Below are 22,688 nucleotides of genomic sequence, written 5' to 3' on the forward strand. Positions count from 1 at the left end.
GCCGCGCCGATCGCCGCCGCGACCGCCGCCGCCACCACCACGACCACCGCCGCCGCCACCGCCGCCGCCGTAGCCACCGCCGCCGCCGCCGCCGCCCATGCCGCCGCCGCCACCGCCGCGGAAGCCACCACCACCACCACCGCCGCCGCCCGGCGTGCGCTCACGCGCCTCGTTCACGGTCAGGGTGCGCCCGTCCAGGCTCTTGCCATGAAGCGCGTCGATGGCCGCCTGCGCTTCCTTGTCGCCCGCCACGTCCACGAAACCGAACCCGCGCGATTGCCCCGTCACCCGATCGGTCATGACCTGGACACCGACGACCTCCACACCGGCACTCTGGAAAGCGCTGCGGACGCTCTCCTCAGTGGAATGGAAGGCCAAATTGCCCACGTACAGTCGCTTGCTCATCCTCAGACCACCCGATGCACGACCTCTCCTGACCTTCCCCGGATGCGACCCGGGCCGTGCATCGGATCGCTTCGAGACCACACAGACGAGCGACCGTCAGCCGATACAGATCGAGCGACCGCGAGCAAAGCGGGCTGTCAGAGTTCGACGACGAACGGGCCTAGGGCGATCATGAGGCTAACGCCACGGTCACCAACGCGCAAGCAACTATCGCGACGCGGGAAACGCCGGTTTCCACAGCCGATTCCCCGCCATCGCCGCGTCCGTCCAGGGTAGCCCGCGTCCGCTCTCGCTTGCCGAGAGACCTTACCGATCCAGGCTCGGCGCATCAGGGAGGAACCATGCCGTTCCAAAAAATCCTCGTGCCGATCGACTTCGAAGAGACCTCGGAGCACGCGCTCGAACATGCGATCGAGCTCGCCGCGAAGCTCGGCGCCGCGCTCACCGTCGTGCACGTTTACAACCTGATCGTCTACAGCTTCCCCGACGGCTCCTACCTCCCGGCGTCCGAGATCGCGGAGAACGTGCGGCAAGCCGCGCAGCGAAGGCTCGACACCGCCGTCGAGGCACAGCGGGCCCGCGGCGTCCGGCTCGACGGCGTGCTACGCGAGGGGCGATCGGCCGACGAGATTTGCAAAACCGCGGCCGAAATCTCGGCAGATCTCATCGTGATGGGCACGCACGGCCGCAGCCCGATCGGCCGCGTGCTCCTCGGCAGCGTGGCGACCGCCGTCGTTCGCCATGCGCCCGTCCCCGTGATGACGGTCCGCACAAAGGCGGCTTGAAATGCTCAGCCGCGCGAGAGCGCGCGGATGGCCTGCATGCGCGAATCCTTCTGATCCGGCGGCAGAAACACGGAAAGCGCCTGCTCGATCGAACCGAGCGCGCGCGCGAGCTCCGAGGGGCTCATCGTCTCCGCCGTCACCCCCACGCGCGAGCACGCGCGCTTGATGGTACCTCGGGCAAACACCTCCGAAAGACCACTGGCGGCAATCACCTTGTCGAAGAGGGTTTCCGGCGGGCTCATGTTGGGGGGCGATTACGCTCGTTCCGTCAAGCCGTGAAACGTCGCGCTCGAACGCCCGACGTCGGGGCCATGTGTCCCTCGGCCTGGGCAAGGGCGATCGGTAGATCGCGATGAAATGTCGTGTGGGTTCCCACGCATCGCGCCGATCACGTTCGAGGTGGTTACCAGAATCGCCGAGCCGCCGCAACCCTGGAGACCTCCCCCACGGATCGACGGCAGATCACGGGCAGATTTGCAAGCTGTCCGCAGGAACACGGGCAGCTCGGACCGGCGGACGCATCCCCGCTTCCATGGGCGTCACGGACATTGTCGCATCTTTCCGATGCAACTTTCACATCATCATTGCGGACGAGCTCCACGGCGGGCCATCCTCTCGCTCGCTTGAGCACGACGGTGGAGCTTTCCGAGGCGCGGCCGACGGGCCGATCGAGGGCGCGAGGACAGCCCCTTGGCAAGCTCGGCCTGCGTGGGGCGGCGGCGACCTACCTCCTGGTCATGGTGGCGCTGCCCGTGGCCACGCTCGCGCGAGAGGGGCTCTCGAAGGGCCTCGCCGAGCTCGGGCGGGCCCTCGTCCACCCGGTCGCGCGCGGGGCCGTTTTCCTGACGCTGGAAACGGCGCTCGTGATGGCCGCCGTGAACGCGGTGATGGGCACGCTCATCGCCTACGTGCTCGTCCGCTACCGCTTCCCCGGGCGCAAGCTGCTCGACGTCCTCATCGACCTGCCCTTCGCCATCCCCACGCTCGTGACGGGGATGATGATCGTCACGCTCCTCGGGCCCCGCGCCGCGCTCGGGCAGCTCTTCGAGGCAGCCGGCGTGCGGGTCGTGTACGCCCCGCCGGCGATCATCCTGGCGCTGCTCTTCGTGACGCTTCCGCTCGTCGTGCGCACGGTCCAGCCCGTGCTGCACGAGCTCGATAGGGCCGACGAGGAGGCCGCCTACACGCTCGGCGCGAGCGAGTGGACGACGTTCCGGCGGGTGACGCTCCCCGCGATCGCGCCGGCCATCGTCTCGGGCGCGCTGCAGAGCTTCGCGCGGGCCCTCGGCGAGTTCGGCTCGGTGGTCGTGGTGGCCGGCAACATCCCGCGGCGGACGTTGACCGCGGCCGTACACGTGTTCGGGGAGGTGGAGTCGGGCGACGTGCACGCGGCGAGCGCGATGTCCCTCGTGCTCGTGACGATCTCGTTCTGCGTGGTGCTCGTCGTCTCAGCGCGGCAGCGGGGGGCCCATGGCTGAGCGAGCGGGCGGCGGACAGGGCCGCGTGCGCGTCGTCCTGATCGGGGTGGCCATGCTTTACGTGGGCGTCCTCGTGCTCCTGCCGGCCTTCTCGCTCCTGCGCGGCGCGCTCGGCGGCGGGCTTCGGCCTTTCGTCGAGGTGCTCGCGCGGCCCGACGTGCTCGCCGCGCTCGGGATGACGGCCAAGCTCACGGCCTTCGCGGTCGTGGTGAACGGCACGCTCGGCACGGCGCTCGCCTTTGTCCTTGTGCGGGATCGCTTCGTGGGAAAGCGTGTCCTCCACGCGCTCGTCGACGTGCCGTTCGCGCTCTCACCGGTCGCAGTGGGCGTCGTGCTCCTCTCGCTCTTCGGCAAGGGTGGGCTGCTCCGGCCGATCACGGACGCGCTCGGCTGGGAGGTCGCGTTCGCCTGGCCGGCGATGGCGATGGCGACGGCGTTCGTGACGCTCCCGTTCGTGGTGCGCGAGGTCGGGCCGGTGCTCGAGGAGATGGGCACGGATCAGGAGCTCGCGGCGTACACGCTCGGGGCGTCGCCGTTCGTGACGTTCTTTCGTGTCACGCTGCCGGGGATTCGCTGGGGGCTCGCGTACGGCACGACGCTGACGATGGCGCGGGCGATCGGCGAGTTCGGCGCGGTGCTCCTGGTCTCGGGCGGGATCGCGGGGAAGACGGAGACGGCGACGGTCTTCGTGTACCGGGCGCTCGAAGATCGGGACGACCGCGGCGCGTATGTGGTGGCGACGGTGCTCGCGCTCGCGTCGATCGGGCTTCTCTTGTTGCTCGACCTCATGCGACGGAAGCGCGGCGCACGCGCGGAGCCGGGAGGGTAGGCGCTCGTGGGTATCGTGGCGCGTGATCTCGTGAAGCGTTTTGCCGGCGGGAGCGGACGGGCGGTCGACGCCGTGTCGTTCGAGATCGGATCGGGCGAGCTCGTGGCGCTGCTCGGCCCGAGCGGCGGCGGCAAGACGACGGTGCTGCGGATCCTGGCGGGGCTCGAATCGCCCGATGAAGGGCGCGTGCTGCTCCGCGGCGTGGACGTGACGGACGTGCGCGTGCAGGAGCGGAACATCGGGTTCGTGTTCCAGAGTTACGCCCTGTTCCGGCACATGACGGTGCGCGAAAACGTCGGATTTGGCCTGGAGATCCGAGGCAAATCGCGGACGGAGAGCGATCACGTGGTGAGCGAGCTGCTCGCGCTGGTGCGGCTCGCGGAGCTTGGCGGGAGGTACCCGCACGAGCTCTCGGGCGGGCAACGGCAACGCGTCGCGCTCGCCCGCGCGCTCGCGCCCGGGCCGAGCGTGCTCCTGCTCGACGAGCCCTTCGGCGCGCTCGACGCGAAGGTCCGGCTGGAGCTCCGTGAATGGCTCCGCCGCCTCCACGAGGAGCGCGCGATCACCACGGTGTTCGTCACACACGATCAGGAAGAGGCGCTCAGCGTGGCCGATCGCGTCATCGTGATGAACCGCGGCAAGGTGGAGCAGATCGGCACGCCCGAGGAGATCTACGATCGCCCGGCGACGGCGTTCGTCGCGGGGTTCGTGGGCTCGATCAACGAGCTCGAAGGCGAGGTGCGCGGCGGGCGCGCGGCGCTCGGGAGCCTCGCGGTGCACGCGCCGCCGGGCGCGGGGGATGGGACGAGCGTACGCGCGTTCGTCCGGCCGCACGACGTCGAGCTCGTGGGCGTGACGAGCCGCGTGGAAAAACGAAGCAGCGTGGAGGTGGCGACCGCGCGGGTGGAGCGCCTCGTGCGGGTCGGCTGGATGGTGCGGATCGAGCTCACGCTGGACGACGATCAACCGCTGACGGTGGAGCTCACGAAAGATCGCGTCGCCGAGCTCGGGCTCGCGGAGGGGGAAGAGGTGTTCGTGAACCTGCGCGACGCGAAGCTCTTCGTGCAGGACTATTCGATCTAGCTAACGCGCCGGCCGGGCGAGCGCGCCGAGCACGCGCTCGGCCTCCTTGATGCGCGCGTCGCGCTCGGCGAGCTTCTTGCGGAGCCGCGACGCCTCCTCGTCGGCCGCGACGATGGCGGCCTGCTGGGCGCGGAGCTGGGCCTCGCCGTCGGGCTTGATCTTGCCGAAATAGAAGCCGAAGGCCGCGGCAAAGAGGAGCATGGATCCGAGGGCGCCGAGGCGCACGGCGCGGCCGAGGCGCTGGTTCTGTTTGTCCTCCTTCAATACGGCGAGGGCGCGCTCGTGCGCCTCGACGATCCGCATCACCTCGAGGCGCGCATTCGCTTCGGCCTCTGCGCGCGCACGCTCGACGGCGGTGACGCGGATCGCCTCGATGCGCGCTTCCTCGGCGCGGCGCTCGGCGTCCATTCGCGCGCGCCGCTCGGCCTCGATCCGGGCGTGCATCGAGGAGGCCTCGCGCGCGTGGCGCTCGACCTCTTCGTGTTCGAGCCGCCCCGCGGCCTCGTTCTCCGGACGAACGCGCGCCTCTTCCAGGCGCGCGAGGTACTTCAACGAAAAGAGGAGGGCGCCCTCCTGCATCGTGGCCATGCGCGACGACTCCTTCGGTCTGAATGCCCCAACGCCGCGGCGCCTCAGGCGCTGCCCGGCCGAGGGTGTCCCTTGGACGCGCGGTTTCGTGCGCCCTTGGGTGCGCGCACCACGCGGCGGGATCCAGGCCCCGGGCGTGCTACGATTTCAGAATGAATGGCTTCATCGAATCAGGCGCGGAGCAAAGGGTGGGCGGCGGCGAGAGGCGCGGGGCGCGATGGGCTCTCCTCGTCGGAGCCGCGATGGCCATGGGCACGTTCGGGTGTTCGTCCGTCGTGAGCGAGTACGACGTGGACGCTGAATTCACCGTGACCCCCAAGGTCGACGGGAGCTTCTTCTGGTGGAACGAGGTCACGCTGGAGAGCGACGTCAACTCGTACGGCGCGGCCAGGCTCGGGTTCGTGCGGATCTCCGTGGCGCCGCCCGCGGAGGACGTCACGTTCGTCGACGAGATCCTCGGCGAAGCCGTGACCTCGACGGGGCGCACGCCGCTCGTCTCGAAGTCGGAGATGCCCCCGAAAGAGTCCGACGTGATCCTCGACGTGCTCCACGACGGCGACATTCGTCCTTTCTTCGAAGACGGCAAGAAGGTCCGTGTCGAGTGGAGCGGCCGTACGAACCCGAACTTCCTGGCGTGGCCGACGGACGGGATCGACGTCGCCGTGAAAGTCAGGCTCGTCCTCGACTGAACGGGCGCGCCGCGGGGGAGCTTCCGCCCTCGCGGCGGATGGAGCTATCCTCGCGGGCAGGGAAAGGCCGATGCGATCGAAGACGGGCATATTGCGCTGGATCGCGCTCGGCGTGGGGGTCGCCGTGATCGGCGGCGTGGCAGCCATCACGTTCACGCGTGTACCTCCCGTGCGCGCCGCCCTCGCGGCGCCCTTGTCGATCAACATCAAGATCGAGCCGCCCAAGCTCGGCCCGCCGCACTTCGCCGAGACGCTCGACGTCTCGACGTTCCAGCGCGGCAACCTCCACACGCACAGCCAGTGGAGCGACGGCGATCGTCCGCCGAAAGACGTCTACACCTGGTACCGCAGCCACGGCTACGCGTTCCTCGCGCTCACCGATCACGACAACCGCGTCAGCCCCGAGACGTTCGCGGCGCTCGAAAAGAAGGGGTTCGTGATCATCGGGGGCGAAGAGATCACGATGATGGCCGAGGGCAAACCCGTCCACGTGAACGGCCTCTGCACGAAAAAGACGATCGGCGGCGGCCGGTTCAACACGAAGCGCGAGGCGCTGCTGCACGGGCTCACCAAGGTGCACGACCAGAAGGGCGTCGCGCTCGTGAACCACCCGAACTTCGACTGGGCGCTCACGCTGGACGACGTGCGCGTCACGCGCGGCGCGGAGCTGCTCGAGATCTGGAGCGGCCACCCGTACGTGAACACGGAGGGCAACGCGGAGCGGCCGTCCCACGAGGCCGTGTGGAACACGCTGCTCGACGAGGGGTGGACGATCGCGGGCGTGGCGGTCGACGACGCGCATCACCTCGGTTTGACGAAGCCAAACATCAAGCCGGCGCGGCCTGGGAAAGGCTGGGTGCAGGTGTTCGCGGAGAAGCCCGAACGAGGGCTCATCTGCGAGGGGCTCGCGAAGGGTCGGCTCTACGCGTCGTCGGGCGTGACGCTCACGCGGATCCGCGTGACCGAGAACAAGCTGAGCGTGTGGCCGAAAGAAGAAGGCGCGGTCGTCGTGTTCATCGGCGACGGTGGGAAAGAGCTCGCGAAGGTGGAACGAGGCGCCGAGGGCGACGCCTCGTACGAGCTCCACGGCGGCGAGACCTGGGTGCGCGCGCGCGTCTCGTTGCCGAACGGGAAGATGGCCTGGACGCAGGGGTATCGCGTCGTTCGGTAGCGCGCGTTTTTCAGGGACGAGCATTCGTCGCGACGATCAGGATCGCGGCTGGCCTTTGCGGCGCGCGAGGAGGATCTCGGCCGCCGTGAGCGGGCGGGGCTGCGGCGGTCCCGCAGGCGGCGCGGCGCCGATGGGCGAATGCGGGGCCGCGGTCGGGGCCGAGACGTGCGGCCTCGCAGCAGCCGGTGGAGGCGCATGCGGGGCCGGCGCGGAGGGCTGCGCGAGGGCAGCGGCCGAGGCCGCGGGGAGCGGGGCCTCGCGAGCGGCGCGATCGCGGGCGGCGCGCTCTTTCGCCTGGAGGAGCGCGCCGACGACAGCATCGGGCGAGCGCGCATCGGGGCGCGCGTGGGCCTCGGCGGGCTTCGGTTGCAGCGCGGCGCGCGTACGCGCGGCCCACGCGAGGACGGGCTCCGGCAAGGCGAAGCGGCGCGCCGCGACCGCGAGGAGGAGCGCGAAGCCGGCCATCGCGATCAAGATGGGCGTGATGTCCTGGTAAGAGAAACGCCGCGCGGCGCGGTCGCCGAAGATGCCGGCGAGCGTGTCACGCCGCTTGCCGCCCGTGAGGTCCGCGATGCGGCCGAGCAGCGCAGCGTCGGAGCCCGTGGGCCGGAGCTCCTCGCCGGCTGTGAGCGCCGCGCCCGCCGTGCCGACGACGTCGCCCGACTGCTCGTCCTTGGCGATCGCGATGTACGTACCGGGGCGCGAGAGCGGGATCGAGGCGGCATACGCGCCGGCGCCGGTGGCTTCGAGCGCGGTCTCGCGGACGAACCCGTCGGGCCCGGCGACGCGCACCATCAAACGGCGGAACGACTGCGCGCGGCCGTCGTCGCCGACGACCGTGGCGCGCACGTGGAGCTCGCCGCCCGAGGCGTCGGCCTCGACACGCACGCGGCCGTCCTCGCCCTTGCGCGTGAGGTCGCGCGCGAGCTGGCCGACGAGCCGCGCCGCGCCGGGCCACGTGGTCCAGCGGCGGCCCCAGCGATCCTTGAGGTCACTCGTGAACGCGCCCGATCGACCGACGCCCGCCGACCACACGGCGAGGATCGGATCACCCTCGGGCCCGGTCATGAGTACGCTCGCGCGACCTTTCGGGATCGCCACGACGTACCCGTCGAGCGAGGGGGCCTCGTCGAGGGAAACGCCCGAAAGGATGGGTGAAGGCGCGCTGCGCGAGACGCGGAACTCTTTCTCGACGATCGACGAGCGCGCGGCGAGGATCGTCTCCTGCGTGAAGACCGCGGGCAGGCGGTTCGCGTCCTCGATGAGGTAGAAGCGGCCGCTGCCGAGGCGCGAGAGCGTCTCCAGCTCGGGCACGTCGCCGCCGTTGCCAAGCGCGACCACGCTCGTCGTGATGCCGGCGCGCAACGCGTCGGAGACCATCGTGCGGCACGGGCCCATCTGCTCGGCGTCGGAGCCGTCGGCGAAGAGCAGCACGTGCTTGAGGTTGACCTTCTCCTTCGCGAGCGCGGCGTACGCGGCTTCGAGCGTGATGTCGACGAGGATGCCGCCGCCGCCCGGACCCACGCCGCGGATTGCTTTGTCGATCGCGGCCTTGTCGCTCACTGGGCCGAGCGGGACGCTCCAGTTGACGGCCGTGTCCACGTGGAGCACGCCGAGCCGGTCGCCGCTGCCGAGCAGCGCGGCGCTGCGGGCGGCCGCCTCGTTCGCGAGCTCGAGCTTCGTGTGCGCGCCGGCCGTGGCCGCCATCGAGCCCGAGATGTCGATCCCGATCACCTCGGCGAGGCTCGCGCGGCGTCGTTCTTGTTTGAGGTCGAATGAAACGGGGGAGACCTCTTCGAGCGGCGTGCGCGCGTATCCGCCCGGACCCATGCTGCGATCACCGCCCATGAGGAGCAGGCCGCCGCCGAGGTCGCGCACGTAGCTCGCGAGCGCGTCGATCTGGCCGGGCGACAGATCCGAGGCGCGCACGTCGCCCATCACGACGAGGTCGTAGCCGACGAGCCCCGCGAGGTCCGCAGGCACGCTGCTCGTCGAGCCCTCGTCCACCTGGAACGCCGCGGCCCGCAGGGCACGCGCGACGAACGCCGTCTTGCCCGCGTCCCCGTCGAGCACGAGCGCCGAAGCCTGGCCACGCACGCGCATGAAGGCGCTGCCCGCGTTGTCCTCGGGCGACTGATCGAGCGCCGGGTCGGCCGCGGTGATCTCCACGTCGTAGCGGTGAAACCCGGGTCCGGGCGCCTTCTCGCGGATGCGCAGGACGTCCTCGCCCGCGGCGATCTTCGCGCCCGACTCGGCGATGAGCTCTCCGTCGCGACGCAGCCGGATCTGGATCGCGGCCGGGCTCGGCGACGAGGTCACGAGGCGCAGATCGATGGGCTCGCCCTCGTCCGCGCGCGTCGGCGCTCGGAGCGCGACGACCCGGATGTCCGGGATCGAGCGTTGTTCGAGCGGGACCACGTCGACCGGGATCTCCGCCGCGACGGCAGCCGCGGCCGCGGCCATCGTGTCGCCGCGCGTCGCCACGCCGTCCGAGAGCACCACGATACGCGCGGCGCTGTCGGCGGGCACCTCGGCCAGCGCGCGCCGGATCGCCGCGCCGAGATCGGTCCCGTCGCGCCCGATGGAGACACGTTGCGGCGCGGGCAGATCCGACTTCGGCCGCGGCGGGTCCTCCGTCGCCGCATCTGCGCCGAAGATGATCGTGCCGATCCGATCCTCCTCGCGCATGCCGATCTCGGCCACCGTGAGCTCCTGCTTGATGCGCTGCTCGGCGCTCGGCACGAGATCGATCGAGCGGCTGCGATCGATCGCGACGAGCACGGTGAGCCGATCGAGCGGCCGACCGAGCTCGGGGCCGGCCGCTGCCATGGCCGCGATGAGCGTGGCGAGCTGGGCGAGGAGATCACCGAGCCGCGTGCGGAACGGTCCCTGGTTCGCCCAGCCCGTCGCCATGCGGTACGCGACGAACATCGTCGACGCGAGCACGAGCAACGTGATCTGCGGCCGCGCGAGGCGCAGGTAGCCGCCGGGGACGAGGCCCGTCCAGACGAGGCCCACGTAAAGCGCTGGCAGCGCGCCCGTGATCATCCCCGCGAGCAAGATCTTGCGTTTCGTGAGGCCTGCCTCGCGGATCACCCAGCGCGCGAGCAGGACGAACACGAGCAAGCCGAGGCCAACGACCACGAAGGGCACGTACGGGCGCAGATGACTCGGGATCACGCTGCGGCCCTCCTCTCCGGCGCCGGTGGGCGCTTGGGCGCGGTGGGCGCCGCGGCAGGCGCGAGGCGGGGCTTGCGCGTCAGGTACCAGATGTCGAAGACCACGAAGCCGAGCGCCACGAGCGCGAGCACCCAGCTCCACTCGTTGTGCGCGTCGGGCTCGACGCCCGCGGCCGTCACCTTGATCTCGTCCTTGCCCGCTCCGGCCGGGGCCATGACGCTGCCAAGGTCACTCTCGGCCGCGCTCGTCAAGTTCGCCGGGGCCACGAGCGCGCCGCCCTCGGGGCCTTGCCACGAGAGCTGATAGAGGCCGACCTTCGAGATCTCCGGCACGACCGCGAGCCCGCTCCGCAACGACACGTCGAGCCGATCGCCGGTCGGACCTTTCACCTCGACGTCCTTCGCCGACGCGGGCAAGCGCAAGCGAAGCGGCTCGCCGGCGCGCGCGGGCCCCGTGATGCCGTGCGCGCGATGGATACGCGCCTGCTCGAGGAGGTTGCGCATGAAGAGCACGAAGCTCGCCTTGAGCGGCCAGTCGCTGTCGCCGACGTCGAAGCCGAGCAACGTGCCCGTGCGCGTCGGCGTGGAGATGTCGGTGGCGATCGTGCCGTCCTGCGTGCGGATGAGCTCCTGCGTGGGTCCCTCGGGCTTGAGCGCCATCGCGCGCGAGATCGACACGCCGTCGAGCGAGAGGAACCGCATGCGCGCGTCGCCCGTCTCCCACGACGTGATCGACGGAGCTTCGAGCGTCCTGCCGACCACGGTGCCGAAGCATCGACCCGCGGGGGGCGCGACGATCAGGAGATCGCCGCCCGGCACGAAGTCCGGACACGCGCCCTCCACCACGACAAACGCATCCATCTCGACGGCGGCCGCCTGCGCGAGCTCCGCCACCGAGAGCGTCTTCAGCGTCGTCGCCGGATCACTCACGATCGCTCGCTCAATCCAAGGCGACGTCTTCTGCGGATCGGGCGCCGCATACGCCACGGGGAGTTTGTCCCCGGCCGGCACACGCGCGAAGGCCGCGTCGTCGACCTCCATCGCGTCGTGCGGCGCGATGTCGAAGATGAGCCCGCGCCGGTAGTCGCCGGGCGCTGGCAGGAAGTCGAGCACCACGGCCTGACGTTCACCCGGCGCGACCAGGACCTTCCGCGACGCGAGCACGTCCGACGCGTTGTCCTCGCGCATCGTCACGTAGAGCTCGCGTGGCGCCTTGCCGAAGTTCGCGATTACGAGGAACGCCTGCACCTGCTCGCGCTTCAGCGTCGGCTCGATCCCCGACCGCACGTCGACGCGCACGATGGCCGCGTTGTCCACCGGCGTGCCCACCGTGATCACCTCGATCGGCAGCGACGCACCCGAGAGCGCCGCCGGCGCGGCGAGGTTTCCGTCCGTGATCACCACGATCCGCCGTGATCCGCCGAGCTGCCGCAGCCGATCCACGGCGAGCGCCACGGCCGCGCCGAGGTCGCCCTCCACGTCGTGCACGCGCAGCGTCTTCAACGCGGCCTTCAGCCGGACCGCGTCACGATCGAGCGGCGCCACCACGCGCGCGTCGCGCCCCGCTTCGAGCAGGAGCGCGTCGCTGCCCGGACCAAGCGACGACAGGATGTCTTCGGCGACCTTGCGCGCGAGCTCCATCCGCGTCTTCGTCTCCGCGCCGGCCACGCTCTGCGCCGACATCGACGCGCTCGCGTCCACGATGATCGCGAGGTGATCACCTGTGATCGCCCTCCCCCGCGTCGCCGGCCGCGCGAGCGCGAACGCGAGCAGGAGCAGCGCCAGCGCCTGCAAGATCAGCGGCACCTGCGCGATGAGCTTCTGGAACGGCGAACGCGCAATCAAATCCCGCTTCGCCGAGGCCCACAGCCACGTCGACGCGACGCGCTTTCGCTTCCGCCGCACTTTGAGGATGTAGAGCAGCACCAGCGGACCGAGCAGCCCGAGGAGCGCGAGTCCCTTCGGCGCGAGCAGATCGAGCGGCGAGGACATTCAGTCGATGCTCCTCGCGACGATCCGCCGGATCGCGCTCTCCAAGGGTTCGTCCGTGCGAACCCGCACGTACGTCGCGCCGAGCCGCTTCGCCATCTGCCGCAGCTCCTCGCAGAGGCCCGCGAACCGGAGCACGTACGCCTCGATCGACGCGGCATCCATGGTCACCTCGACGACCGCGCCGGTCTCGGCGTCCTCGAGCGCCCAGTCGCCCTCGTACGCAGGCTCGATCTCCTCGGGCGCGACGACCTGCACGAGCACGAGATCGTGCCCGGCCGCGGCCGCGCGGGAGAGCGCGGGGCCGAGCGGCCCGCCGTCGAGGAAATCGGAGACGACGAGGAGCATCCCTGCACGCTTGTTCTTTTGTATCAGCCGATCGACGGCCCGCGCGAGATCCGTCCCGCCGCCCGGCGTGATCCCTCCGAGCGCTCGCAAAAGCGCGGGCAGCCCACTCCGGCCCCGCACCGGCGTCTCCTCGCGCTGGATCCCCTCCCCGGCCGAGATCACCTGCGCTCGCTCCGAGGCCGCGAGCGCCATGTAGCCGAAGGCCGCGGCGATGCGGCATGCGGACTCGAACTTCGGCGGCTCGCCGAAATCCAGGGACGCGGACGTGTCCACGAGGAGCCGCACGATCACGTCTTCCTCGGCGCGGAAGAGCTTCAGCACGGGCTCGTCGGTGCGCGCGTAGGCGGCCCAGTCGATGCGGCGCAGGTCGTCGCCGGGGCTGTAGGGCCTGTGCTCCTGGAACTCCGCCGCGCCGCCGCGCCGCCGCGCGACGTGTTCGCCGGAGGCGCCCGAACGCGCGCGGATTTCGAGCCGGCGCCTGAGCACCTCGAGCTCACGTACGAAGGCCGGATCGAGGAGCCGGGAGGGGATCCCCGGACGCGTCGCCTGCATCCGAGCCCTTCTGGCCCAGCGCCGCCGCGGCGTCGAGAGCGTCGCACCCCGCACCCGCGTCCCGCCCCCGAACCTGGGCGCGCCGGTGGTCTTGACCACAGGTTATGGGATTAAAACACCGAAGAAAAAGGGACGCGCGCCGACCTCACGACGCGCGCCCCTCGGGCTTGGGATCACGGCCCCGTGATCGAGAGCTGCACGAGGTCGTTCAGCACGTGCGGCTGGATCGCGCCGAGCATGTTCTCGTACCCCGGCCAGAGCAGGTTCCCGTTTCCGTCGACCTGAATGCCGTCGGGCCCGACGAACGGCGGCAAACCGTGGTTCGTCAAGAGGACGATGACGAGGTCCCGCGAGGGATCCGGATCGACCGTGAGGAACGTGCCGGAGCCGCCGATCTTCGAGACCGCGTACGGCGACGCGTGGAGGCCCGTCACGACGTGCGCCCCCGGCGAGGCGTCCGCGAGCTCCCAGCCGTATCCCTTGTTCGCGAAGAGCAGGTCGTCGAGCCAGCTCGGCGTCGCGCCGTGGATGCCGAGCGGCGTGCCCGAGGCGTCCTTCGACTGCACCTCCATCATCTCCTCGACGAGCACCGGCGCCGCGAGCAAGTCGATGCCGCACGACCACATCCAGGGCGTGCAGTAACCCCAGCTCGGATTGCCGATGACACGCGCGCCGCGGTTCAGGAACATCTGCCCGAGCAGCGCCAGGTCCCACGCCGTCGAGAAGGTCCCGTCGCAGCCGGTGATGCCGTGCCCTTGCGACTCGATCCAGTAGTCCTGATCGTCGGCCACCTCGCCGCGCATGTACCGCGGCGAGCCGTCCGGCTCGCGCACCGTCGAGTAGCCCGTGCCGACGAAGCGGCTCGACTTCGACGACATGGTCACAAGCGGCCTCCACGCCGTGTCCTTCATGCCGAGCGGGCTCATGATCCGGTTCTTCGCGAGCACGTCGAGCGGCGCGCCGCCCGCCGCCTCGGCGACGCGGCCGAGCAGGCGATACGCGATGTCGCTGTAGAACACCGCCGTGCCCGGCGTGTAGGCGAGGCTCTCGGCGATCATCGTGCTCCACGGATCCGGGTCGCCGACGAGCGACGCGGCGGCGTCGATCGAGTGGCCCGACGTGAAGCGGACGAGGTCGGCCACGAGCACGCCCGACTTCTCCGGCGTGGCGAACTCCGGCAGGTACGCCGCGACCGGCGCCGAGAGGTCGAGAAGCCCTTGGTCGTGCAGATCGATCGCCACGAACGCCGTGAAGATCTTGGTGATCGATTGCAGGTCGAAGATGCCGTCTTTCGGCATCGAGGGGTTTTGCCAGGAAGGACCGGCGAAGTTTCCATCCCGGCGGCCGTACGCCTTGTGGAGCACGACCTTGCCGTGGCGCGCGACGAGCAACACGGCCCCGTCGATGCCGCCGGCGTTCACGGCGTTCTGTACGTGCGCTGACGCCTGCGCGAGCCCGTTCGGATCCATCGAGACCTGATAGGGCGTGGTGGCGTACTGCAGGCTGTAGGGGCGCGATGCGCTGGAAGGGGTCGCGGAAGCGAGGGCCGGTGCGGCGAGGATGGAAGTAAACAGCGCCGCGAAAGCGAGACGTCTCATGGTTCCTCCGTCGGGGGAGCAAGGATCTGGGGTGCCCCGCAGGGTTTTTCGGTTTGTGACGGCGCTCGAGGCGTTTCGTGGGATCTCCGGGTCGACGCCGCGCCGGGGCGCGATCGTCGTGTCCCCGAGGCTCGGCGTGGGGACGCCGCTCGTTACGAGAACTCGTCGACAATCCGGGGGCCTTACAAGGATAGTGGCCTTTCTGGATGCTTGTGAATCCTGGCACGCGATGAAACGAAATCGATTGCCTCCGTAGTCGACATAAGGTTAGCGCCGGCACACCTCCTCGCGCGTCGCCTCGCGCCCGGGATGGCCGATCCGCTCCCGCAAAACGAGCGCCGCTTCGAGGTACCGTTTCCCAAGCTCCGCTTCGCCCACGCTCGAATGACAGAGCCCGGCCCAATGCAACACGTCTGCGCACCCCCAGGCATCTTCGCCAAGGACTTGGCGCTGCACGTCCTTGGCCCGCCCCATCGCCGCCTCGTCGCCCCGCGCGTGCGCGATTTCGAGCCCGAGCGCGAAGAGCCGCGTCCGAAATAGACCGAGCCCACACGCCTCCGCGAGCTGCTCGCCCGCGAGCGCCTCCCGCGCGGCCTCGAAAAACGCCCCCCGTGAAAGCGCGATCCGCGCCGTCAGCTCGTGCACGCGCGCCGCCATTTCCACTTCCCCGGACACAACGACCCACGCCCGCGCCGCGTGGAGACGTCGCTCCGCCTCCGCCGGATCTTCCTCCACCACCGCGAGCCCGAGCAGCACCTGCCCCTGCGCCGCGTGCCCGGCCCAGCCAAGACGCTCGCAGGCGGCCACGTTCGCCTCGGTCATCTCCACGGCCTCCTCGCGCTGCCCGAGCGCGAGCCAATGCTCCGCCTCCCATAACCCGCGCCGCGCGAACCGCGCGTCCCCCATCGCCGCGAGCCGCGAAAACCCCGCGCGCGCGGCATCGATGTCCCCGAGGTCGTGCGCGATCGACGAGAAGAGCGCGATTCCCCGGGCGATGTGCGTGCCGAGCCCGGCCGACTCCGCCATCACGAGCGACTGCGACACGTGCGCCCGCGCCGCCGAAAGCGCCCCCGCGAGCCGCTCGGTGTACGCCAAGGTGCGCAATCCTGTAACGAGATGCGTCACCTCGGGTGTCCCTTCGACCAGCGTGTTGTGCGCCTCGTAGGAGCGCCGGGCAAACGCGAGGTCCCCGAGCGCCCCTGCATAAAGCCCACGCTCGTAGAGCAAGGCGAGGCGAAAGCCAAGCGCGAGCGACGCGGCGGGCGCGGCCGGATCGGTTGTTTCGCCAAACAATCGTAAAATCCGAGCCCCGCGGCTCATTTCACCGAGGACAAGCCCGAGGTGTGAAAAACCGCCCAGGGTTTGTGAATACACCCGATAGGCTTCGGTCGGCTGGCCCGCGTCGAGCAACGCCCGGATCACCTCCTCGACGGCGTCGAGGCGGCCGCGGTCCCGGGGTTTTTGCCGCGGCGCGAAGATCAACGTGCCCTCGGGAGGCGCGGTCATCGCCGCCTGCACGGCCGAGGGCGAGACCGGCAGCAACGAGCGGAAATGGTCCCGGACAAACGGGTGCGACGACCACCGCGGCGGCTCGCCTCCGGCGCGGAACACGAGCCCGAGCCGTTCGAGGCGAGCGAGCGCGCGGCGAACGCCCTCCGCGGAGGCCCCGGCGAGCGCGCCCGCGACGCGCGGGGAAGCGGAAGCGAGCGCGAGCAACGCGTCCTCGTCGGCGCCGGCCGAGAGCACGGAGAGGCGCGCGAGGAGGTCTCGCTCGGCGTCGGGCAAGGCGGCCGCGTACGCCGAGAGGACCCGCGCGAGGCGCCGGGCCAGCGGATCGTCGCGCGCGGCCTCGGCGAGATCGAGCGGATCGAGCGGACGCAAATCGCCGCCGAGGAACGCCCCCGCATACGAGCCCGCGACCGCGAGCGAGAGCGCATGCCCGCCCGAGGCATGAACGACCCGCGCGAGCGCCTCGCCATCCCCGTCCGCGCCCCACGACCGGAGCAACCGCTCGGCGTCGATCGGCGAGAGCGGCCCGAGCTTCACGGTGCGCGCGCCCGCGTCCCCCCAGGGCGCGAGATCCCCCAGCAAAAACCTCGACGTGACGAGCGCGCGCGCCGCCCCGAGCCCCCGCGCGAGCGCCACGAGCAGCCGCCGGAGCAGCGGATCTTCGAGCTCGCCGTGCGCGCGTGAGGCCCCGCCCGCGGCCTGCACGGTCTCCAGCCCATCGAGCACGACGAGGTGCGGCGCCCCGCTCCCGAGCGCAAGCAAGAGCGCCTCCAGCCGCTCCCCCGCCTGCAGCTCCGCCCCTGCGAAATACCGCACGGCATGGGCCAAAAATGCCTCGGTTCGTTCGTCGTCGTAAAAGCTCCACACGAAGAGCCCGCCGCGCCGCGGCGTATCCCCGATGCGCGTGACGAGCCGCTCGGCGATGGCCGTTTTTCCCGCGCCGCCCACGCCCACGAGCGCGACCACGCCCGGCCCCTTGCCTTTCTCGGGCGCCGACGCCCACGCCCAAAGCTCCTCCAGGATGTCCTCGCGCCCCACGAAATGCGGCGCGCGCTGGAGCGTATGCACATGCTCGGGCGAAAAGAGCCTCGGCGCGGGCGCGTGGAGCGCCGGAGCGGGCGTGGGATCGGCCTCGACCACGAGATCGGCCGCGGCGATCCCGAGCTCGGCGGAGAGCCTTTCGAGGAGCTTTCGCCGGGCGGGCTGCCGGACCGAGAAGCCGCCTTCGTTCACCTCGCCGGATTCGTACCGGCGATACGTGCGCACGTCCACGCCGACCGAGGCCGCGAGCTCCTCCTGGGTCAGCTCGAGCTCGAGGCGCGCCCGCAGCAAGGCCTCGTGATGGAACCGCTGCGCCATGGGCGTCGTGCATCATCCTTCCGCGCGGCGCTCCTGTCCACCGCCCGGCCCGCCCGGTTCCTGCCCGGTTCTGCCCTGTTCTGCCGCCCAGCGCGGCCGCATGGTGTCCGGCATGAACGCCATCGAGAAACGCCTGCTCGCGAACGACGGGGACCTCTTCACGCTCGCGAACGTCCTCGCCCCCGCCGAGTGCGACGACCTCATCCGGCGCGCCGAGGCCCACGGCTTCACGGACGCGCCGATCACGGTGGGGCCGAACAAGTTCATGATGGCGCCGGACATCCGCAACAACCGGCGCGTCATGGAGGACGACCCGGCCCTCGCGGCGCTGCTCTGGCCGCGGATCGCGGCGCACGTGCCGTCTCCGCGCGGCGCGTATCGCCCCGTGGGGTTGAACGAGCGGTTCCGGTATTACCGCTACACGCCGGGCCAGCAATTCGACTGGCACCGGGACGGCGCGTATGTGCGGACGCCCGAGGAGCAGAGCCTGCTGACGTTGATCTTTTACCTGAACGAGGCGTGCGTCGGCGGGACGACGGATTTCATGTTCGTGAACGACGACGAGCTCCGCGTGGCGCCGCGGCGCGGGATGGCGCTCATCTTCTCGCACCCGATGTACCACCGGGGAGCGCCGGTGCTCGAGGGGACGAAATACGTTCTCCGGACGGATGTGATGTATCGGCGGGGGTGAGGGTCAGGGGGAGGCGGGAGGTTCGGGCGAACGAACCTTCCAAAGCGGGGAAAGATCGAGCTCGATCGCGTCGAAGGGTTCGGCGCGGACGCGTTCATCCCCGCCAAACCTCCCGGCAACGACCCATACCTTGCCCTCCAGCCGGTAGACCTCGACGAGCTGCGACTCCGTGTCGACGATCCAATAATGGCGGACGCCGTGATGAGCGTACAGCCTGAGCTTCTCCCTCCGGTCGGAGCGAGCCGTGCTCGGTGAGAGGACCTCGCAAACCCAGTCCGGGATGACGACGAACGGTCCGGTTTGTGGCTCCTGATAACGCTCCGCGCGCCAGCCGCAGAGATCGGGGACGCGGATTTCCTCCCCGAACTGGATGTCCACGTCGGACCGGATCACCCAGCCGCCTGGTCCGTTGATGCCCATATCGAACGGGCCAGCGACCTGAACACTCAGCCCCATCACGCTCTGCGCATGCCGGGGGCTCGGCCGAGGCAGGAGGACAATCTCCCCCCCGACGATCTCCCCGACGACCCCCTCGGGCAATTCCGCCAGGTCTTCCCAGGTCTTCGGACGTTTCGCCGTGCGAGCCGGATCCGACATGCCCGCACCCTACCACATCTCAACGGTCCGGAAACGCCGTCCACCCCTCGAAATCCGGGCACACCGGGCCGCAGGCGCCCACGAAGAGCGCGCTCGGATCGAAAAACCCGTCGTCCGGCGGCGCGACCGCGCCCGAAAGCGCCTCCGCCCCGGTCACGAGCGACAGATAGATCGCGCCGTTCGTGAACAGCGGCAAACCACTCTCGCTCGCCGAGAGATCACGATTGTTCCGCGCCGGATCCATGGCCCAATCCGACGCCGAGAAATTGGGCTCGTCCACGAAGTTGTCGTCGTTCGCGAAAATCGAATGCCGGATGTCGAGCAGCCCCTCGTTCGCATTCTTCTGCGCCGGCGCCTCTTCGATGCCCAGGCCCGACGTCCCCGCGCGCGCCACGAGCATGTCGAACATCCGCCCCCGCGTCCCGCCCCGCAGCTTGATGTTCGGACCGTACTGGTCCTCCATCCCGATCAACGTCACGTTGTAAAGCAAGGGATCCGAAGGCGCCGAACCCGCGCCGTCGATCTCGGCGTCGCTCGTGCCCTGACCGGCCTGGATGCCCGTGTCGCCCTGCATGTTGCCCATCACGACGCCGATGAATTGGCCCTTGCCGCGCCAGCCGAGCGCCCAATCGAAGCCGTCGTCCTCGTACATCGTGACGAGGATGTGCTTCACGGACACCGTCCCGCCGCGCAGATCCATCGCGTCGCTTTCGGTGCGATGCACCTGCACGTGGTCGACGACCGTGCCGCTGCCGACGCCCTCCAGGCGAAATCCGCCCGGCGAGCCCGGGAGGTCTTTGTTCCGGCCCGCGAATTCGATCCGCACGAATTCGAACACGCCGCTGTCATCGTCCTCGGCCGTCCCGCCGCAGGTCGCCTGGATGCCGGGCGGAAGAACATCCATGGGGCGCATGCCGCCGGGAGCGCCGTTGATCGGGGCGCGGCCACAAAGAATGACGCCCCGCCAATCCCCTTCGGCGCGCTCGGATGCGGCGCTCGTGAAGACAATCGGCGCCACCTTCGTGCCCCGCGCGACGATCCGGGCGCCCGGCTTCACGAGGAGCCCGCCCTCCATCTGGGCGAGGATCTTCGTTCCCGGCTCGATCGTGAGCGTCGCGCCCGCTTCGACCACCACGAATCCCGTGAGGATCGTGGTCTGATCCGCATACCACGTCGTATCTTTGCCGATCGAGCCTGACACCTCGACAATCGGGCGGAGCACACCCTCCTCGATCCCAAAGACCGAGGCGCACCCGGTCACGCCCGCGGAGCCGAGCGCCCCGAGGACGACACCAAGATGGGCAGGACGAACGCGCATCAAAAACTCCCTCGCGCGAAGATCCCCCCGGGCCCGAGCGTCAATGCGGCGCGCGGCTTCGGCGCCGCATCCGCCGGCCCCCGCGTCGCGAGCGATACGACGAGGAGCGCGGCGCCCGCCGCCGTGAGGACCGCGCCGGGCACGAAAATCGTCGTCCCCACGCCCGCGAACTCCTTCGCGTCCTTGCGAATCGCGACACCCTCCCGATCACAATACGTCGCGTCGCAAAACGGCGCCGCCTCGTCGAACCGCGCGCGCGCCGCGAGCCCCACGCCGAGGGACGCGCCCATCGTGAGAACACCCGCCCCGCCCACCACGATGCCCGCAATCCCGAGCGCCCCGATTCCTTGCGGCTTCGGCAGAGGCGCCGGGGGCGGCGGAGGCGGAGGCAGCTTCACGGGCTCGGGCAAGGGCTTCGGCGCCTCGACTTGTTTCGCGTCTTCGAGCGGCGGCAACGTCACGGTCGTCGTCGCCGATCCCGCCTCGATCACGACGGACACCGAATACGTTGTTTTTCCCGGCGCGGTCGCCTCGATCTTGTACGTCCCCGGATCGATGGGTACGGCCGTGTTCCACAGGACGGACGCGACATCCAGCGCGTCGCGGCGCACGACGAGCCCCTCGCGCGATACCGAATCCGGCACCTCGATGCGGAGGCGCGAAAGCTTCGATTCGAGGGCATCCGCCCGCGCCCGCCCGATCTTCTCTCGCTCTGGTTGCCCCGCCCGGCGCGCCGCGTCGGCGGCCTCGCGAAACGTCGCCCACGCGGACGCGACCTTGCCGAGTTTTTCCTGGCAATCCCCCAGGTACAGCAGCGTGCCGATCCCCGAATCGAGCTTGTGGCTCTCCGCGAGCCGCGGGCACGCGTGCTCGTAATCGCCCTTCTCCATGAGCGCGAGCGCCTCCTTGAAGAGGTGCTCGGCCGCGGCCACGTCGCCCTGCTGGGCAAACCCCGGCCCCGCCGCGCCGACAAGCGCCACGGCGAGGAGCCACCCGGCGGCGGCACGTTTCTTCATTTGCGGCCTCCGAAATCGGGAACGAGGCCGGGCGTGGGCGCCGCGCTCGGCGCCTGGGTCACCGCGGGCTTCGTCGCGCCGGTCTTCCCGGGCGCCGCGACCTTGGGCGCCGCCACGCTCGCGGCAGGCGCCGCCGACGTGCTCGGAGGCGCAGCGGTCATCTCGGGCGTCGGAGCGGGCGCGGCGGTCACGCTCACGCTCGACACGGGCGCCACGGTCACGACCGCCGCGGGCGCTTCGATCGCCGGCGGCCGCGGCGGCTCCGCGGTCATGGCCTTCTCCTCGCGCCCCCCGAACAGCCGCGTCCCCACGATTCCCAGGAGCAAAGCGACCAAGCCCGTCAGGACGAACCATTTCCCCGATCGCGACGTCGCCCCCGGCTGGGTCTGCGACCACTCCGAGGCCGTCTTCCCCATCGTCGGCGCCGACACCTGCTCGCCCGTCGTCCCTCCCGACGAAGCCTCCTTCTTTCGGAGCGACGAGCCCGTCGTTTGGCCGGGCGATGTCGTGCCGGATTTCGAGATCGGCGCCTCGGGCCGCAAGCTCCCCGCATTCCGCGGCCCGGCGAGGTGCACGTGAATGCGATCGAGCAGCGCCCGCGACCGCTCGGGCACGAAGGGGGCGAGGGCGTCCGCGAGCTCGGCGACGCTCTGGAATCGATCGGCCGGGTCTTTTTGCAGGCAACGCAGCACCACGTCCCCGAGCTCGGCGGGCAGCTCCTCGCGGTGGCGCTGCGGCGGCTCGGGATCCTCGGTCATCAGCACCATGATGAGCGAGCCGAGCGAATCGGCGACGAATGGCATCCCCCCGGTGAGCGCCTTGTACAGCACCACGCCGAGCGACCAGATGTCACTGCGCGCGTCGACCTCCCGCGCCGCGCGGAACTGCTCGAGCGACATGTACATCGGCGAGCCGAGCAGCGCGTTGCTGCGCGTGAGCGCCGTCCCGTCGATCGCCGCCGGATCCTCGTGCTTCGCGATTCCGAAATCGAGCACCTTCACCACCGGGCTCCCGTCGGCCCGCCGCGTCACGAACAGGTTCGCGGGCTTGATGTCGCGGTGCACGATGCCGCGCCCGTGCGCCTCGGCGAGCGCCTCGCACGTCTGCAGCAGGATCTCGCACGCCTCCTCGATCGGCAGCTTCCCGACCGCGCGGATCATCGCGTCGAGGTCCTTGCCTTCGAGCAGCTCCATCACGAGGTACGGCACGCCGTCGTCGAGCGTGCCGAAGTCGAGCATGCGCGTGACGTGCTCGCTCCGGAGCTTCGTCGCGGCCTGGGCCTCGCGCAAAAAGCGCTTCTTGCCGACCTCGTTCTTGGCGGCGGCCTCGAGCATGAACTTGATCGCCACCCGCTGCTCGAGCTCCGTGTGCTCGGCCGCGACGACGGCCCCCATGCCGCCCACGCCGAGCACGCGATCGACGCGGTATTTCCCGGCGATCACGTCGCCCGCCTTGACCGGAAGCTCGATCTCCTCGCTGTCGCTACTCATCGGCCGACCACGTC

General features: G+C 70.3%; 19 protein-coding genes. 7 read left to right on the plus strand and 12 right to left on the minus strand.

Features of this window, described 5'->3' with window-relative positions:
• The coding region (locus QHF89_RS40785) for an RNA recognition motif domain-containing protein (RefSeq protein WP_284721584.1) at window positions 1-405 on the minus strand (405 nt) is incomplete at its 3' end.
• Between the two features lie 341 nt (window positions 406-746).
• Between QHF89_RS40785 and QHF89_RS40790 the strand changes: the two genes are divergently transcribed.
• Window positions 747-1,190 (plus strand): universal stress protein, encoded by a 444-nt coding sequence (locus QHF89_RS40790; protein ID WP_136971929.1) that lies wholly within the window; start codon window positions 747-749, stop codon window positions 1,188-1,190.
• 5 nt (window positions 1,191-1,195) lie between these two features.
• On the opposite strand, the gene QHF89_RS40795 is transcribed toward QHF89_RS40790, so the two are convergent.
• Window positions 1,196-1,432 (minus strand): hypothetical protein, encoded by a 237-nt coding sequence (locus QHF89_RS40795; protein WP_136927744.1) that lies wholly within the window; start codon window positions 1,430-1,432, stop codon window positions 1,196-1,198.
• Between the two features lie 381 nt (window positions 1,433-1,813).
• Here QHF89_RS40795 and cysT point away from each other — a divergent pair, with 381 nt between their 5' ends.
• Genes cysT through QHF89_RS40810 form a run of 3 tightly spaced genes read left to right on the plus strand, consistent with a single transcriptional unit; the run spans window position 1,814 to window position 4,580 of the window.
• Window positions 1,814-2,668 (plus strand): sulfate ABC transporter permease subunit CysT, encoded by an 855-nt coding sequence (gene cysT, locus QHF89_RS40800; RefSeq protein ID WP_211365288.1) that lies wholly within the window; start codon window positions 1,814-1,816, stop codon window positions 2,666-2,668.
• Window positions 2,661-3,497, plus strand: coding sequence for a sulfate ABC transporter permease subunit (locus QHF89_RS40805; protein ID WP_136971930.1), 837 nt, complete (start codon window positions 2,661-2,663; stop codon window positions 3,495-3,497). Before cysT ends, QHF89_RS40805 begins: the two co-directional genes overlap by 8 nt.
• A gap of 6 nt (window positions 3,498-3,503) precedes the next feature.
• Window positions 3,504-4,580 carry a sulfate/molybdate ABC transporter ATP-binding protein gene (locus QHF89_RS40810; RefSeq protein ID WP_136971931.1) on the plus strand — a complete coding sequence of 359 codons (1,077 nt, stop codon included), beginning with the start codon at window positions 3,504-3,506 and terminating at the stop codon, window positions 4,578-4,580.
• Here the strand turns inward: QHF89_RS40810 and QHF89_RS40815 are convergent, their stop codons facing one another.
• Window positions 4,581-5,168: a hypothetical protein gene (locus tag QHF89_RS40815; RefSeq protein WP_136971932.1), complete on the minus strand. Its 588-nt coding sequence runs from the start codon at window positions 5,166-5,168 to the stop codon at window positions 4,581-4,583. It lies immediately after the preceding gene.
• A gap of 152 nt (window positions 5,169-5,320) precedes the next feature.
• Here QHF89_RS40815 and QHF89_RS40820 point away from each other — a divergent pair, with 152 nt between their 5' ends.
• Together QHF89_RS40820 and QHF89_RS40825 are read left to right on the plus strand one after the other, a co-directional pair.
• Window positions 5,321-5,857: a hypothetical protein gene (locus QHF89_RS40820; protein ID WP_136971933.1), complete on the plus strand. Its 537-nt coding sequence runs from the start codon at window positions 5,321-5,323 to the stop codon at window positions 5,855-5,857.
• 70 nt (window positions 5,858-5,927) lie between these two features.
• Complete coding sequence (locus tag QHF89_RS40825) at window positions 5,928-7,028, plus strand: PHP domain-containing protein (protein ID WP_136971934.1); 1,101 nt, start codon at window positions 5,928-5,930, stop codon at window positions 7,026-7,028.
• 36 nt (window positions 7,029-7,064) lie between these two features.
• On the opposite strand, the gene QHF89_RS40830 is transcribed toward QHF89_RS40825, so the two are convergent.
• The 5 genes from QHF89_RS40830 to QHF89_RS40850 form a co-directional block, all read right to left on the minus strand.
• A complete protein-coding gene (locus QHF89_RS40830) occupies window positions 7,065-10,208 on the minus strand; it encodes a VWA domain-containing protein (RefSeq protein WP_284721585.1) in 3,144 nt (1,047 codons plus the stop codon).
• Window positions 10,205-12,199, minus strand: coding sequence for a vWA domain-containing protein (locus QHF89_RS40835; RefSeq protein ID WP_136971935.1), 1,995 nt, complete (start codon window positions 12,197-12,199; stop codon window positions 10,205-10,207). The genes QHF89_RS40830 and QHF89_RS40835 overlap by 4 nt, the downstream gene beginning before the upstream one ends.
• Complete coding sequence (locus tag QHF89_RS40840; protein ID WP_136971936.1) at window positions 12,200-13,096, minus strand: DUF58 domain-containing protein; 897 nt, start codon at window positions 13,094-13,096, stop codon at window positions 12,200-12,202.
• A gap of 173 nt (window positions 13,097-13,269) precedes the next feature.
• Window positions 13,270-14,694: a serine hydrolase domain-containing protein gene (locus QHF89_RS40845; RefSeq protein ID WP_136971937.1), complete on the minus strand. Its 1,425-nt coding sequence runs from the start codon at window positions 14,692-14,694 to the stop codon at window positions 13,270-13,272.
• Between the two features lie 267 nt (window positions 14,695-14,961).
• Window positions 14,962-17,562, minus strand: a complete 2,601-nt coding sequence (locus tag QHF89_RS40850) for a helix-turn-helix domain-containing protein (protein WP_136971938.1) — start codon at window positions 17,560-17,562, stop codon at window positions 14,962-14,964.
• Between the two features lie 112 nt (window positions 17,563-17,674).
• On the opposite strand from QHF89_RS40850, the gene QHF89_RS40855 reads away from it, so the two are divergent.
• Window positions 17,675-18,253 carry a prolyl hydroxylase family protein gene (locus tag QHF89_RS40855; protein WP_136971939.1) on the plus strand — a complete coding sequence of 193 codons (579 nt, stop codon included), beginning with the start codon at window positions 17,675-17,677 and terminating at the stop codon, window positions 18,251-18,253.
• A gap of 3 nt (window positions 18,254-18,256) precedes the next feature.
• Here the strand turns inward: QHF89_RS40855 and QHF89_RS40860 are convergent, their stop codons facing one another.
• Genes QHF89_RS40860 through QHF89_RS40875 form a run of 4 tightly spaced genes read right to left on the minus strand, consistent with a single transcriptional unit; the run spans window position 18,257 to window position 22,674 of the window.
• Window positions 18,257-18,850 carry a Uma2 family endonuclease gene (locus QHF89_RS40860; RefSeq protein WP_136971940.1) on the minus strand — a complete coding sequence of 198 codons (594 nt, stop codon included), beginning with the start codon at window positions 18,848-18,850 and terminating at the stop codon, window positions 18,257-18,259.
• A gap of 19 nt (window positions 18,851-18,869) precedes the next feature.
• Window positions 18,870-20,168 carry a hypothetical protein gene (locus tag QHF89_RS40865; protein WP_136971941.1) on the minus strand — a complete coding sequence of 433 codons (1,299 nt, stop codon included), beginning with the start codon at window positions 20,166-20,168 and terminating at the stop codon, window positions 18,870-18,872.
• A complete protein-coding gene (locus QHF89_RS40870) occupies window positions 20,168-21,184 on the minus strand; it encodes an outer membrane protein assembly factor BamD (protein ID WP_136971942.1) in 1,017 nt (338 codons plus the stop codon). The genes QHF89_RS40865 and QHF89_RS40870 overlap by 1 nt, the downstream gene beginning before the upstream one ends.
• Complete coding sequence (locus tag QHF89_RS40875; RefSeq protein WP_136971943.1) at window positions 21,181-22,674, minus strand: serine/threonine-protein kinase; 1,494 nt, start codon at window positions 22,672-22,674, stop codon at window positions 21,181-21,183. The genes QHF89_RS40870 and QHF89_RS40875 overlap by 4 nt, the downstream gene beginning before the upstream one ends.
• Between the last annotated feature and the right edge of the window lie 14 nt (window positions 22,675-22,688).

Source organism: Polyangium sorediatum (genome assembly GCF_029946465.1).
Taxonomy (GTDB): Bacteria; Myxococcota_A; Polyangia; order Polyangiales; family Polyangiaceae; genus Polyangium; species Polyangium fumosum.

What these genes read in the sequence shown, in the direction of transcription:
- QHF89_RS40860 (WP_136971940.1), bottom strand. Translation starts at nt 18,850, where the DNA reads ATGTCGGATCCGGCTCGCACGGCGAAACGTCCGAAGACCTGGGAAGAC.
- QHF89_RS40825 (WP_136971934.1), top strand. Translation starts at nt 5,928, where the DNA reads ATGCGATCGAAGACGGGCATATTGCGCTGGATCGCGCTCGGCGTGGGG.
- QHF89_RS40865 (WP_136971941.1), bottom strand. Translation starts at nt 20,168, where the DNA reads ATGCGCGTTCGTCCTGCCCATCTTGGTGTCGTCCTCGGGGCGCTCGGC.
- QHF89_RS40875 (WP_136971943.1), bottom strand. Translation starts at nt 22,674, where the DNA reads ATGAGTAGCGACAGCGAGGAGATCGAGCTTCCGGTCAAGGCGGGCGAC.
- QHF89_RS40835 (WP_136971935.1), bottom strand. Translation starts at nt 12,199, where the DNA reads ATGTCCTCGCCGCTCGATCTGCTCGCGCCGAAGGGACTCGCGCTCCTC.
- QHF89_RS40805 (WP_136971930.1), top strand. Translation starts at nt 2,661, where the DNA reads ATGGCTGAGCGAGCGGGCGGCGGACAGGGCCGCGTGCGCGTCGTCCTG.
- QHF89_RS40820 (WP_136971933.1), top strand. Translation starts at nt 5,321, where the DNA reads ATGAATGGCTTCATCGAATCAGGCGCGGAGCAAAGGGTGGGCGGCGGC.
- QHF89_RS40870 (WP_136971942.1), bottom strand. Translation starts at nt 21,184, where the DNA reads ATGAAGAAACGTGCCGCCGCCGGGTGGCTCCTCGCCGTGGCGCTTGTC.
- QHF89_RS40815 (WP_136971932.1), bottom strand. Translation starts at nt 5,168, where the DNA reads ATGGCCACGATGCAGGAGGGCGCCCTCCTCTTTTCGTTGAAGTACCTC.
- QHF89_RS40850 (WP_136971938.1), bottom strand. Translation starts at nt 17,562, where the DNA reads ATGGCGCAGCGGTTCCATCACGAGGCCTTGCTGCGGGCGCGCCTCGAG.
- QHF89_RS40790 (WP_136971929.1), top strand. Translation starts at nt 747, where the DNA reads ATGCCGTTCCAAAAAATCCTCGTGCCGATCGACTTCGAAGAGACCTCG.
- QHF89_RS40845 (WP_136971937.1), bottom strand. Translation starts at nt 14,694, where the DNA reads ATGAGACGTCTCGCTTTCGCGGCGCTGTTTACTTCCATCCTCGCCGCA.
- QHF89_RS40840 (WP_136971936.1), bottom strand. Translation starts at nt 13,096, where the DNA reads ATGCAGGCGACGCGTCCGGGGATCCCCTCCCGGCTCCTCGATCCGGCC.
- QHF89_RS40855 (WP_136971939.1), top strand. Translation starts at nt 17,675, where the DNA reads ATGAACGCCATCGAGAAACGCCTGCTCGCGAACGACGGGGACCTCTTC.
- QHF89_RS40795 (WP_136927744.1), bottom strand. Translation starts at nt 1,432, where the DNA reads ATGAGCCCGCCGGAAACCCTCTTCGACAAGGTGATTGCCGCCAGTGGT.